At 69.8% G+C, this 12,174-nt stretch carries 11 protein-coding genes; 8 read left to right on the plus strand and 3 right to left on the minus strand.

The annotated features are described in order from the left end of the window. Position 1 precedes the first annotated feature (1 nt). From TSH64_RS26990 to TSH64_RS27010, 5 genes are all read left to right on the plus strand, one after another. On the plus strand, positions 2 to 874 hold the full coding sequence (locus tag TSH64_RS26990; protein ID WP_109449802.1) for a branched-chain amino acid ABC transporter permease: 873 nt from the start codon (positions 2 to 4) through the stop codon (positions 872 to 874). Further along, positions 867 to 2,591, plus strand: coding sequence for a branched-chain amino acid ABC transporter ATP-binding protein/permease (locus TSH64_RS26995; protein WP_109449804.1), 1,725 nt, complete (start codon positions 867 to 869; stop codon positions 2,589 to 2,591). The genes TSH64_RS26990 and TSH64_RS26995 overlap by 8 nt, the downstream gene beginning before the upstream one ends. Next, a complete protein-coding gene (locus TSH64_RS27000) occupies positions 2,588 to 3,289 on the plus strand; it encodes an ABC transporter ATP-binding protein (RefSeq protein ID WP_109449806.1) in 702 nt (233 codons plus the stop codon). Before TSH64_RS26995 ends, TSH64_RS27000 begins: the two co-directional genes overlap by 4 nt. A gap of 126 nt (positions 3,290 to 3,415) precedes the next feature. Continuing rightward, entirely contained in the window at positions 3,416 to 4,807 is a 1,392-nt protein-coding gene (locus tag TSH64_RS36010) for a hypothetical protein (protein ID WP_109453071.1), read from the plus strand. A 61-nt stretch (positions 4,808 to 4,868) separates the two neighbouring features. Next, complete coding sequence (locus tag TSH64_RS27010; protein WP_109449808.1) at positions 4,869 to 6,710, plus strand: chloride channel protein; 1,842 nt, start codon at positions 4,869 to 4,871, stop codon at positions 6,708 to 6,710. A 114-nt stretch (positions 6,711 to 6,824) separates the two neighbouring features. Here TSH64_RS27010 and TSH64_RS27015 read toward each other — a convergent pair whose 3' ends face one another. Continuing rightward, complete coding sequence (locus TSH64_RS27015) at positions 6,825 to 7,478, minus strand: peptidoglycan-binding domain-containing protein (RefSeq protein WP_109449810.1); 654 nt, start codon at positions 7,476 to 7,478, stop codon at positions 6,825 to 6,827. Positions 7,479 to 8,075: 597 nt separating this feature from the next. On the opposite strand from TSH64_RS27015, the gene opgC reads away from it, so the two are divergent. Continuing rightward, complete coding sequence (opgC, locus tag TSH64_RS27020; protein WP_109449812.1) at positions 8,076 to 9,236, plus strand: OpgC domain-containing protein; 1,161 nt, start codon at positions 8,076 to 8,078, stop codon at positions 9,234 to 9,236. A gap of 66 nt (positions 9,237 to 9,302) precedes the next feature. Further along, a complete protein-coding gene (locus TSH64_RS27025; protein ID WP_109449814.1) occupies positions 9,303 to 9,599 on the plus strand; it encodes a hypothetical protein in 297 nt (98 codons plus the stop codon). Positions 9,600 to 9,670: 71 nt separating this feature from the next. Here TSH64_RS27025 and TSH64_RS27030 read toward each other — a convergent pair whose 3' ends face one another. Then, entirely contained in the window at positions 9,671 to 10,108 is a 438-nt protein-coding gene (locus TSH64_RS27030) for a PRC-barrel domain-containing protein (RefSeq protein ID WP_109449816.1), read from the minus strand. A gap of 137 nt (positions 10,109 to 10,245) precedes the next feature. Beyond that, positions 10,246 to 10,872 carry an ATP-dependent Clp protease proteolytic subunit gene (locus TSH64_RS27035; RefSeq protein ID WP_109048162.1) on the minus strand — a complete coding sequence of 209 codons (627 nt, stop codon included), beginning with the start codon at positions 10,870 to 10,872 and terminating at the stop codon, positions 10,246 to 10,248. Positions 10,873 to 11,267: 395 nt separating this feature from the next. Here TSH64_RS27035 and TSH64_RS27040 point away from each other — a divergent pair, with 395 nt between their 5' ends. Beyond that, positions 11,268 to 12,131: a glycosyltransferase gene (locus TSH64_RS27040; RefSeq protein WP_109449818.1), complete on the plus strand. Its 864-nt coding sequence runs from the start codon at positions 11,268 to 11,270 to the stop codon at positions 12,129 to 12,131. Positions 12,132 to 12,174 lie beyond the last annotated feature (43 nt).

The raw sequence follows: 12,174 nt of genomic DNA on the forward strand, positions 1-12,174 counted from the left end.
GATGGCGGCGCTTCAACTGCTGGTCAACGGTGTGGCGCTGGGGGCGGCCTACGCCCTGGTGGCGCTGGGCTTCGTTCTGGTGCTGAACGCCACCTCGGCGGTGAATTTCGCCCAGGGCGATCTGGTGATGGCCGGCGGGCTGCTGGCGGTGGCGGCGGCGCCGCTGATCCCGCTGCCGGGCATCGTCCTGCTGCCGGTCGTTCTGGTGCTGATGGCGGCGCTGGGGCTGCTGCTGGCGCTGGCGGCCTATCTGCCGCTGCGCCGCCGGCCGCCGGTCTCGGTCTTCATCAGCACCATCGCGGTCGGCATCATCCTGCAGAACGGAGCCGCCATCCTGTTCGGGCCGGAGCCGCGCGCCGCACCGCCGCTGTTCGGCGACGATACGCTGCACATCGCCGGGTTGGCGGTGCCCGAGCAGTCGCTTGCCATCGTAGCGGTGGCGGGGCTGCTGATCGGGGCGCAGCAATGGGTGTTTGCCCGCACGCAGTTGGGCCGCCGGTTGCGCGCCACGGCGCAGGATCCGGAGATGGCGCGCGCCTGCGGCGTGCCGGTCACCGCGATGATCCTGGTGACCTTCGCCATCGGGGCGGCCTGTGCCGGCGCGGCCGGGCTGCTGCTGGCCAACCGCTATTTCGTCACGCCGACCTCGGGCGGCGACCTAATCCTCAAGGCCTACATCGCGGTGACGGTGGGGGGCTGGGGCTCCGTGCCGGGCGCGGTGGTGGGGGCGCTGTTGATCGCGCTGTTCGAGGTGGGAGTATCGTCGGTGCTCTCATATCCGGCGGCGTTGGGCGCGCTGTATCTGACCTTGCTGGCGATTCTGGTGCTCCGTCCGCAAGGGCTGTTCGGCGAAGCGGTGCGCCGCCGTGGGTGAACGGCACTCTCCGGCCGAGACTGTCGCGCTGATCGCTGGCGCGCTTGCCCTGTTGGTCTATGCGCTGGCCTTCGCGTCCCCCTATGGCCTGCGCATCCTGACCGTCGCCGGGGTCTATGCGCTGGCGACCTTCGGATTCCAGATCGTCTTCGGGCTCGGCGGGGCGCTGTCGCTGGCGCAGGGCGCCTTCTTCGGCGTCGGCGCCTATGTGACTGGTATCCTCGGCAGCCGCTTTGGGCTCGGTTTCGAGGTGACCTTCCCGCTGTCGATGCTGGTGCCGCTGCTGCTGGCCCTGCCGGTCGGTCTGGCGGTGCTGCGGCTGGAATCGCATTACTTCGCCCTGGCGACGCTCGGCATCGCGCAGGTCCTTCATCTGCTGGCGGTCAACCTGCCGGAGCTGACCGGCGGCTCCAACGGGCTGGCCGGGGTGCCGGCGGCGGTGCTGTTCGGCTGGGCGGTGCCGCGCGGGCTGCCGATGGCCGGGCTTGTGTGGGGGCTGGTCGCTCTCGGCGGGCTGATCGGCTGGCGGCTGGCGGGGGGTCGGCTCGGCCGGTCGTTGACGATGCTGCGCGACGACCCGCTGGCGGCGGCAACGCTGGGGCTCGATGTCGGGCGGCTGCGGCTGATCGCCTTCGGCATCAGCGCCCTCTTCGCCGGGGCCGCCGGGGCGCTGGCCGTCCACACCCAGCGCGTCGTCTCTCCGGAGGTGCTGGAGTTTCCGGTCATGGTCTCCATCCTCACCATCGCCATAGTCGGCGGGCGGGGGCAGATGGCCGGGGCGGTGCTGGGCGCCGTGCTGTTGCTGCATCTGCCGGAATGGTTCCGCTTCCTGGAGCGCGGCTATCTGGTCGTCTACGGCGTGGCGCTGCTGGCGACCGTGGTGCTGGCCCCGGACGGGTTGACCGGCCTGCTCGACCGCATCGCGGCCCGCCTGTTCAGCCGCCGGCCGCGGGCTTCGGTCGAGGCGAAGGAGCCGCCGCGTCCGCAAAACTCGCCGGACGGGCTGGCAGTCGACGATCTGCGCAAGTCCTTCGGCGGTGTGCGGGCGGTGGACGGCGTGTCGCTGGAACTGCGGCCGGGCAGCATCACCGGGCTGATCGGGCCGAACGGCTCCGGGAAATCCACGGTGATCAACCTGCTGTCGGGGCTGGAACGGCCGGATGCCGGGCGGGTGCGGCTCGGCGGGCGCGACGTCACCGGCACCCGCGCCGACCGGCTGGCCCGCGCCGGACTGGCCCGCAGCTTCCAGGCGGCGGTCTTGCCGAATGGGGCCGGCGTGCTGGAGGCGGTCGCCGCCGCGCGGCTTGCCGTCGATCCCGATGCCCGGACGGCGGAGGCGCACGCCCGCTGGGCGCTCGACCGGCTGGGCGCCGGCGACTTGGCCGGCAAGGGCTGCGATGGGCTGCCGGCGGCGCTGCGGCGGCGGGTGGAACTGGCCCGGTCGCTGGTCCGCCGGCCGGCGGTGCTGCTGCTGGACGAACCCGCCGCCGGCCTGACCGACGGCGAGAAGGCGGAACTGGCGGCCCTGCTGCGCGAACTGGCGCAGGAGGGCGTGGCGATCCTGCTGGTGGAGCATGACATGGGCTTCCTGTTGCCGCTTGCCGGCCGGGTGCTGTGCCTCGACCGCGGCCGGGTCATCTATGACGGGCCGGCCGGCGGCGTACGCCGGGATCCGGCGGTGGCCGCTGCCTATCTCGGCCGGGCGGTACCGGCATGAGCGCGCTGCTGTCCATCCGCGGCCTGAGCGCCGGCTATGGCGGGGCAAGCGCGCTCGACGAGGTGTCGCTGAGCCTTGCGGCGGGGGAGACGGTGGCGCTACTCGGCGCCAACGGGGCGGGCAAGTCGACCCTGCTGAAGGCCCTGCTCGGCCTTGTGCCGGCGCGGGGGGAGCTTCGCTTCGATGGGGCGGACATCGGCGGCCTCGCCACCGAGGCGCGGGTCCGGCGCGGCATCGGCTATGTGCCGGAAGGGCGGCGGGTCTTTGCGGGAATGAGCGTGCGCGACAATCTGGAGGTCGCCGGCCTGCCCGCCGGACGCGACCGCGCACGGGATGTCGAGCGCGTCTTCGCCCTGTTCCCCGACCTTGCCCTGAAGAGCCGTGAGAGCGCCTGGCGCCTGTCCGGCGGCCAGCAGCAGATGCTGAGCCTGGGGCGCGCGCTGATGGGCCGGCCGCGCCTGCTTCTGCTGGACGAGCCGTCGCTCGGCCTGTCGCCCAAGCTGGCCGACGAGCTGTTTGCCGCCGTCCGCCGCATCGCCGACACCGGCACGGCCGTGCTGCTGGCCGAGCAGAGTGCTGCCCGCGCTCTGGCGGTCGCACCGCGCGCCGTGCTGCTGCGGCTGGGGCGCGTCGTCGGCGACGGGCCGGTGGCGGCGCTGTCGGACGAGAGGCTGCGCGAGACCTTCTTCGGCGGCTAGGCGCCTGCCTATGCGTGTCCTGTGCAACAGGTGTCTGTTTCGTGCCACAGGACGGGCGGTTGGACTTGCGGACGGGGGCAGGCGCGGATAGCTTCGCCGCCACAACCATCTATGGATTACCTCGTCATGACCGCCCGCTTCGCCGCATCGCTGTCCGCGCTTCTCCTGCTGGGGGTGGCGTCGGCTCCGGCGATGGCCGAACTGGTGCCGGTGCAGCCGACGATTCCTCCCGCCGCCTATTACGGACTGCCCGAGCCGGAGGCCGAGATCGTCGTTCCCAGCGGCCCGGTGCAGGACGCCAAGCCGGGCAGCGCGCCGAACTCTGCCCCGAACACTGCAGCGGGCAAGCCGGCCGCCAACCCGTCCGCTCCGGCCCCGGCCAAGCCCGACGGGCCGGGCGAGCTGATCGAGAGCTGGGACGGCGGGGCCGCCAAGAAGAAGGACGGCAGCTTCGCCTATTGCGTGGCGGAGGGGGAATTCACCACCGGCCATGTGCTGATGTTCGCGCGCAGCCCGAAGGGCGAGACCAACATCGGCATCGGCATCCCCGGCGCCGACCTGCCCAAGGGCGGCGAGTGGCCGGTGACCATCGAGGTCGACAAGAAGCTGAAGCGGGAGCGGACCGCCGTCGCGTCCCAGCCGGACATGCTGGTGGTCTCCAACGGCAAGGACGAAGAGCTGATCAACGCCCTGATGGGCGGCAACGAGCTGGTGGTGTCGTCGGCCAGCGACCGCATCGTCTTCAAGCTGGCCGGCACCAAGAAGGTGCTGGGCGACCTGAAGACCTGCGTCGACAAGGGCGGCAACGTTCCGCCGATCAAGGTCGCCGCCGGCCGCCCGGCGGACAAGGACCGCAAGAACCGCCTGCCGGAAGGGCTGGACAGCCTGCTGACCGCCGCCGGCGTCCATGACGCCGAGCTGGTGCCGATGGACAAGGTCCCGCAGGACCGCCGCCCGGCCGACGTCGCCTGGCGCTTCGGCCCCATCGTTGGCGGCATCCGCGAACGCGCGGTGGGCGAAGGCGCCAGGATCGACGAGCTGTCCGACAGCTTCGCCGAGGCTATGAAGCAGCGTTGCGAGGGCACGCCGACCGTCGTCCTGAACCAGTCCGAGCAGGCGGGGGCCGTCTGGCTGCGCACCGGATCGGTCGACTGCGCGATGCCGCAGGGCAAGCTGCACGTCACGTTGAACTTCCTGCTGTCGCAGCGCCGCCTGTTCACCGTCATCTTCCACGAGGCCAGCGAGCCCGACGTGCAACTGGCCGACAAGGTGCGCGACAACCTCGCCCAGGTGCTGCGCCGTGCCGGCCTCGCCCCGGCTCCCGCCGTCACCGACGCGACGCCTGCCCAACCTGCGCCCACTCAGGGTGGACCGGCCCAACCCGCACCGGCCCAGACTGCGCCGGCACCGGCGGTGCAAGCTCCCGCACCGGCTCCCGCTGCCCCTGCGGCCACCCCTGCGGCCCCCGTTCCGCCGACGGTGAAGCCGCAATCGAAACCGCAACCGTCGAAGCCCTGACGGAACTCACGCCCTTCCGGCCCATTGACCCTATACGGAAGGGCCATCGATCAGCGTGACCATGCCTGACAACTCCGCGTCCATCGACGGCGTGGGCGACAACGCCCGCGCCGGAAGCGATCCCTATGCGGCGCTCGATGCCTCAGCCGCCACCACCGTGTCCGAGCGCTGGAGCGTGCGCAACAGCGCGCTCGCCGTGGTCGTGCTGGCCGCACTGGTCGGCGGCGTAGTCGGGCTGGCGGTCGGCCTGCTGCATGAAGCGGTGCTGTTGATGCAGACACTGGCCTTCGACCTGCCCGATGGCGAGCGGCTGGGGCAGGGCGCGCCGGACCTGCTGCGCACACTCGGCGTGCCGGTGGTGGGCGGTTTGCTGCTGGGCATCCTGTCACTGCTGGTGCGGCGCTGGCGCCCCAACGCCATCGTCGACGCGGTGGAGGCGAACGCGCTCTACGGCGGCAAGATGTCCCTGATCGACAGCCTGCGCCTGACGGTGACCACCGCCCTGTCCAACGCGTCGGGCGCATCGGTCGGCATGGAGGCGGCCTATACCCAGGCCGGCGCCGGGCTGGCCTCATCGCTGGGCCAGCGGTTGCGGCTGCGCCGGGCCGATCTGCGCACCATGGTCGGCTGCGGGGCGGCGGCGGCCATCGCCGCGGCCTACCATGCGCCGCTGGCTGGGGCCTTCTACGCTTTTGAACTGGTGTTGGGCGGCTACACCCTGGCCGTGCTGGCCCCGGTCGGAGCGGCGGCGGCGCTGGGGGTGGCGGCGTCGGCCCTGCTGACCGGCGGCGAGGTGCCGCTGGCGCTCGGCCGGCCGGTGGTGATCGCCGGCTGGGATTACGCCGCCTGCGGTGTCGTCGGCTTCCTGGCCGGCTGGCTCAGCATCCTCGCCATGCAGGCGGTGACGGTGGCCGAACGCGGCTTCAACCGCCTGCCGGTCCCGCGCTGGATGCGCCCGGCCATCGGCGGACTGATGGTGGGCGCGCTGGCGCTGGCGGTTCCGGCGGTGATGGGAAGCGGCCCCGGTGCCGTCCCGCCGGAACTGGCGGGCGGCGCGCTGGCGCTGGCCCTGACGCTCGCGGCGAAGATCCTGGCATCGGCGGTGTCGCTGGGCTCGGGCTTCCGCGGCGGCTTGTTCAGCGCCTCGCTGTTCATCGGCGGTTTGTTCGGCGGCCTGCTGGGTCAGGCCATCGAAACTTTTCTGCCGGGGCTGGGGATCGACGGCGGCCTGCTGCTGCTGGTCGGCATGGGGTCGGTCGCCGCCGGCGTCGTCGGCGCGCCGGTCACCATGGTGCTGCTGGTGCTGGAGACGACCCAGGATCTGTGGGCGGCGTCGGGCGTGCTGATCGGGGTCGTGCTGTCGACCACCGTGGTGCGGCAGGCCTTCGGCTACTCCTTCGCCACCTGGCGTTTCCACCTGCGCGGCGTGCCGATCCGCGGGGCTTATGATGTCGGCTGGCTGTCGGAGCTGACGGCCTTCCGGCTGATGCGGCGGGACGCCAAGACGGTGCCGGCCACCCTGACGGTGGAGGCGCTGCGCCGCCTTTATCCGCTGGGCTCGACCAAGGCGGTCTTCGCCGTGGACGAGATGGGCCGCTATGCCGGGATGGTCGACATGTCGGTCGTCCACGATCCGGAACAGGACACCGCCGCCACCGAAACCCGGGTCGAGTCGCTCGCCAACAAGGCCGACGCCGTCCTGATGCCCGGCGATGACGCCCGCACCGTGCTGAACCGCTTCGGCAGCGAGGAGGTGGAGGCCCTTCCGGTGCTGTCCTCCCCCACCGACCGGCGGATCATCGGCTATGTGACGGAGTCCTTCGCGCTGCGCCGCTATTCCCAGGCGCTGGAACGCCAGCGCGGCGAGGATCTGGGCGAGCGGGGGCTCTGGGGCCGGGACTGACCGGAAAAAGACAGCAACGCTAAAACGACATCGCCGGCCCTGTGACGCCGCGGCGGCTGCCTGCCGTCGCGATGCCCCGGAACCGGCGATGCGGGTACCGTACTGGAGACGAGGTTACTGCTGGGTGCCGGTCGTGCCGGTGGCGCCCGGCGTGGTGGTGGCACCCGGCATCGTGTTGTTCGTCGTGCCGGTCGTCCCCGTGGTGTTGCCAGTGGTGGTGCCGGTCGTGCTGCCCGAGGTGGCCTGACCGGTGCTGCCCATGTTCAGGGCGGACATCGTCTGCTGGTCGGCACGGCCGGTGACGCGCAGGCCGTTGTCACGCTGGAACTTCATCAGGGCGCTGCGGGTGCCGGCGCCCCAGACTCCGTCGACGGCGATGTCGCGGCCGTCGTTGCGGTCGTTCAGCGCCTGCTGGAGTTCACGGACCTGATCGTGGCTCAGCCGGGTGCTGGAGGCCATGCTGCCGGAATGGTGGGCCGACGACCGGCGCGTGGAGCTGCCCGAGGTCTCGTCCTTCACTTCGGCCGTGGCGCGGTCGGTCACGCGGTCGGTCTTCTTGCTCAGGCTCTCGTCCATGGTGTTGCCGGCCACCGCGCCGCCGACGCCGCCGACCACCGCACCGACCGGACCGCCGACGACGGCACCGGCCACGGCACCCGTGCCGGCGCCGGTGGCCGTCCGCGAGGTTTCGGTGCTGCCGCAGGCGCTGAGCGCGAACAGGGCGCCGGCCGCAGTGGCGGTCATGACGATCTTCGAAATCCCACGCATGGTTGCCATCCTTCTCGATTACGATTCGATGTTGGCGACCCGCCGCCCGGTGCGGCCTGTACTGTCCTGCCGCACGGCAAGCGACAGCTGGGTCATGTGAAGAACAATCAACAGCGGGCCTTCTTGTTCCCTGATGTCGCGTCACGATTTTCCGCATACGCCGTTTACCATGGCGCAAACGGAGGCTCGGCCGGAGTAATACTCCGCCACTGCCTGGGGCCGCTCGCCCGACATGCGCCGGGGAATCGCTCTGGACGTTGCAGCGACAGGCTTTCCGGCGCGATGACGATGAAAGAGGTGCGGCGAGGTGTGTCGTCCTCTTCATCCGCCCGCAATTCGGCCTCCCCGATAACGGGTTGGTTTCCACACCCCTCCCGAGAAGGGTTTAACGCTTTTCCCCTCCGACGCCGCGTTGGAAGCATTCCCCCATCGCGTTGGACACCCGGCCGGCGAAATTGACCATGGTTGGGCTACATCCGTCGTGGCGGTGCCGGACCCAAGGTAGTCAGGCACCGTAGCGATTCGTCTGCTGACCCCCACCGGGGCCGCTTCCACACGGGCGCTGGAGCCCGCGACAGCAGGAGAGGCGAGGGCTGCATGCAGCAACGTCAGACACGCGACGCCCGGCTCGATCTTTTCAAGGGCGTGGCCCTTCTGATCATCTTCATCAACCATGTCGGCGGGAATCCGCTGGCGAAGCTGATGCCCGCCCGTTTCGGACCGTCGGATTCGGCCGAGATCTTCGTCTTCATCTCCGGCTATGCCATCGCGCTCGCCTATGGCCCGGTGCTGGCGGAGCGCGGGTTCGCGGCCTGCCAGCGCAAGGCCCTCGACCGTTGCCGTCAGCTTTGGGTCGCCAACATCCTGACCATGCTGGTCAGCGCGCTGGTGGTGGCCTTCGCCGTATATATCGGCGATCTGCCGATGGAGGCGTCCAATCGGCTGGAAAGCTTCGCACCGCTGTTCGACACCCCCGTCACGGCGATGGCGTGGACCCTGGTGCTGATGTATCTGCCCTTCGCCTTCGACATCCTGGCGCTCTACATCCTGCTGGTGGCGGTGGCGCCGCTGTTCCTGTGGAGCTATGCCCGCTTCGGCTATGCGGCGGTCGCGCTGTCGGTCCTCCTCTATCTGGTGGCGCAGGCGGCCCCCGGGCTGGTGCCGCCCAACCTGTGGGACGAGGACTGGAACTTCAGCCCGCTGGCCTGGCAATGCGTGTTCTTCCTCGGCACCGCCCTGGCGCTGGTGGTGCGCAGCGGGCGGGTCCGGCTGCCGCAGTCGCGCTGGCTGCTGACGGCCGTGCTGGCGTTGCTCGGCGGCATGGCGGTGTGGAAGTTCGCCGCCTCCGACATCGGCCATGCCGTGACGCCGGCGGCGTTCCGGGGCTGGCTGCCGGAGGAGTCGATCCCCTGGGCCGACAAGGACACGCTGGGGCCGATGCGGCTGCTGCATTTCCTGGCGCTTGCCTGTGCGGCGGCCCTGCTGGTGCCGCGGGATGCGGGATGGCTGCGCTCCGCCCCCGCCCGCCTGCTGGTCGCCTGCGGCCGGCATTCGCTGCCGGTCTTCTGCGTCGGCGTGGTGCTGTCTATCGCCGGCTCCGCCCTGCTGGTGGCGGAGGATGGTGCCCTGATGGTGCTGGCGGTCAATCTGGTCGGGGTCGCCGCGCTGCTGGCGCTGGCGCTGGTGCTGGAGCGGCGGCGGACCCGCCATCAGCCGTCGAAGCCGGCGGTGCCGTCCGCGGTGCCCGAAACGCCTTAGAGTCCGCGGGAGCCAGCTACGGCCGGGCGTCTTGAATCCTGCGCCCGCTGAGCGCATAATTCGACCATGCAAGTCAACCCGGCCATACCGTCCTACCAGACGCTGAAGCCAACCCCGCAGCTGACGCCCGCGGCGCAGGTCGCCATGTCTCCGGCGGTCCAGGCGGCGCAGCAGATCGCCCCCGCGGTGCGGACGCAGACCGTCTCGGCTCCCCAGGCGGCCGGCAAGTCCGACCAGACCCGCGACGCCCGCACCGCCACCCAGGGCAATCAGGCGGTCGACACCACTGCCGGCACGCTCGCCGCCCGGGTGAATGCGCAGGGCTACCAGCCGCGCGGGGCTCTGCTGAACCTGTCGGTCTAAGCCAAGATCGCTCCAACAAGGAAAAGGCGGCGGAGGGCTTTCCCTCCGCCGCCTTTTCCTTGTTGGAAAACTCAGTGCGACAGTTCGCTCAGCGGACCCTTGCCCTTGACGGTCTCGTAACGGCCCTTCTGCCACTTCTCCAAGCCCTGGAGCTGCTGTTCGGTCATGTCGAGGGTGAGCTTGACGCCCTTCATGTGCAGCTTGTTCAGCGGCAGGACCACGTCCTTGTCGCTGACGTCGATGGTGTGGTCGACGTCGATCACGGCGTAGAGCTTGTTGTCGTAGCGGACGATGTCTTCGATCTCCGCCATGTTCTCGCCCTTGGCGCCGTAGATGTCCTTGCCCTTCAACTGGTCGACATGCAGCTTCATCAGAGCCGGGTCGACGCTGTCGTCGATTGCCGCAACCGACGGGTTGTTCGACTTGGTCACGCTGTGGTCCGAGGCGGCCAGCGCGGGCGTGGCGGCGAGCAGCGCGGCGGTGCAGCCCAGAACGAGATAGCGTTTCATCGGTTGGCTCCATCTTTCGTGGATGTTGTGGCGGATCAACACCCTTGCCGACCGATAGGTTTCCCATTTTCCAAAAGAAAAAGGGCCTTCCTCCCATTTGGAGAAAGGCCCCGTTTCTTCCGGAGAAAGCGGAACTTTTACTTCAGCTCGTCCATCGTGTCGATGACATGGCTGACGATGCCGTATTCCTTGGCCTCGTCGGCCATCATCCAATAGTTGCGGTCCGTATCCTTGGCGACCTTCTCGAATGTCTGCCCGGTCTCACGCGCGATGATCTTGTTCAGACGCTCGCGCATGCGGATGATTTCCTTCGCCTCGATGGCGATGTCCGTCGCCCGGCCGCCCGTTCCGCCCAGCGGCTGGTGGATCAGGAAGCGGGTGTTCGGCAGGCAGAAGCGGTCTTCCTTCTTCGCCGCCAGATAGATGTGGCAGCCGGCGCTGGCGACCCAGCCCGTGCCCAGCATCTTCACCCGCGGCTTGATGAAGCGGATCATGTCGTGGATGGTGTCGCCCGCCTCGACATGGCCGCCCGGCGAGTTGACCACGACGGTGATGTCGTCGTCGCTCTCATGCGCGAGCGCCAGCAGCTGGGCCGACACGACCTGCGCCAGCTTCATGTCGATCTGACCGAAGATCAGGACCGTGCGCGCCTTGAACAGGCTCTGCTGCACGGCGGCGAACTGCGGCTGGGCGCTTTCCTTCGACTTCTCGTCCGGTTCCTTTTCGGGTTCATCGTCGAACCGGGTGTATCCGACCTGCGCCATTGATGTTCTTCTCCCTGGTATCGGAAGCGGGGTATCGGGACCGGGATTCGCCGCCGGAGGAATGCCCCGACCGCTGTCCCGCTGCCGCATGCGCCTTGCCTGCTTCACCACATAGCCCGTCCGGGCTTCATGTTCAACGTCCGGCGGGTCAAAATCGATGGGTCGGGCCGCGGCCGGATGGCACGTTTGCAACGCGGTGCAACAGTTTTCTGGCGATGTTCCACCGTTCCACCCCTCGAACACGAGGCTGTCCTCCGACATCGCAGGCACGACGGTCCTTTCTACCATGCGGCGGCGGCACGGGTAAGGGGAGGGTCAAAATCCGGTTCAGGCCATTGACGACCTTTGATTAGCAACGCCAGATTCTGCCGAGAACGGGCCTGGAGTGCAGTGCTATGGACGGGACTGGAACAGGGCAGGACCCCTCCTTCGGCGTTTCCGTCATCATCGCGGCCCACCGCGCCCACGACACCATCGCCCGCGCGGTGCGGAGCCTGCTGGAGCAGGACTGGACGGCATGGGAGGCGGTGATCGTCAGCGACGACGGCACCGATTACCGTCCGACCCTGCGGGCCGCCGGGATCGACGATCCGCGGCTGGTCTTCACCGGGACCGGCCGGGTGGGCGCCGGGGCGCCCGCGGCGCGCAATGCCGGGCTGGCGGCGGCGCGGCTGGAACTGGTGGCGCCGCTTGATGCCGACGACCGCTTCCGCCCCGGCCGGCTGTCCGCCCTGGTGCCGCCGGCGCTCGGCAACGGCGCCGCCTTCGACAATGTCGCCGTGGTCCGCGACGAGGACGACTCGCCGTTGCAGCACCTCTATGAGGATGGGCAGGCGCCGGCCCGGCTGGATGGCGCCGGCTTCCTGGCGACCTCGGTGCCGATGTTCCCGCTGGTGCGGCGCGATCTGGTGCCGGGCTGGGACGACGATGTGAATTTCTGCGACGACGTGGTCTTCAACGTCCGGGTTCTCGACGCCACCGGCGCGGTGCCGCTGGTGGCGACGCCCTTCTATGAATACCGGCAGCGCGCCGGCTCCATCACCTTCTCCGCCGACAGCGGCGAGCGGGCGGAGCGCTGCTACCGCCATGTGCTGGACCGGCTGGACGGCGACGGGCTGGGCATCCGGGACGACGGGCTTCGCCGGCGCTTCACCCAGGCCATCGCCGCCAAGCGCGCCCGCAACGCCGCCTATGAGGCTGCCTTCAAGGCCGGCCGCTGCGCCAATTTCCAGGAATTCCTGGTGCTGGAGTGGGGGTAAAAACCTGGGCGGCCAAGCTCCCGCTGGTTTTGCTTTACCATTC

Origin of the sequence: Azospirillum sp. TSH64, assembly GCF_003116035.1 — a bacterium.
Classification (GTDB): domain Bacteria; phylum Pseudomonadota; class Alphaproteobacteria; order Azospirillales; family Azospirillaceae; genus Azospirillum.

What these genes read in the sequence shown, in the direction of transcription:
- TSH64_RS26990 (WP_109449802.1), top strand. Translation starts at nt 2, where the DNA reads ATGGCGGCGCTTCAACTGCTGGTCAACGGTGTGGCGCTGGGGGCGGCC.
- TSH64_RS27000 (WP_109449806.1), top strand. Translation starts at nt 2,588, where the DNA reads ATGAGCGCGCTGCTGTCCATCCGCGGCCTGAGCGCCGGCTATGGCGGG.
- TSH64_RS36010 (WP_109453071.1), top strand. Translation starts at nt 3,416, where the DNA reads ATGACCGCCCGCTTCGCCGCATCGCTGTCCGCGCTTCTCCTGCTGGGG.
- TSH64_RS27010 (WP_109449808.1), top strand. Translation starts at nt 4,869, where the DNA reads ATGCCTGACAACTCCGCGTCCATCGACGGCGTGGGCGACAACGCCCGC.
- TSH64_RS27015 (WP_109449810.1), bottom strand. Translation starts at nt 7,478, where the DNA reads ATGCGTGGGATTTCGAAGATCGTCATGACCGCCACTGCGGCCGGCGCC.
- opgC (WP_109449812.1), top strand. Translation starts at nt 8,076, where the DNA reads ATGCAGCAACGTCAGACACGCGACGCCCGGCTCGATCTTTTCAAGGGC.
- TSH64_RS27025 (WP_109449814.1), top strand. Translation starts at nt 9,303, where the DNA reads ATGCAAGTCAACCCGGCCATACCGTCCTACCAGACGCTGAAGCCAACC.
- TSH64_RS27030 (WP_109449816.1), bottom strand. Translation starts at nt 10,108, where the DNA reads ATGAAACGCTATCTCGTTCTGGGCTGCACCGCCGCGCTGCTCGCCGCC.
- TSH64_RS27035 (WP_109048162.1), bottom strand. Translation starts at nt 10,872, where the DNA reads ATGGCGCAGGTCGGATACACCCGGTTCGACGATGAACCCGAAAAGGAA.
- TSH64_RS27040 (WP_109449818.1), top strand. Translation starts at nt 11,268, where the DNA reads ATGGACGGGACTGGAACAGGGCAGGACCCCTCCTTCGGCGTTTCCGTC.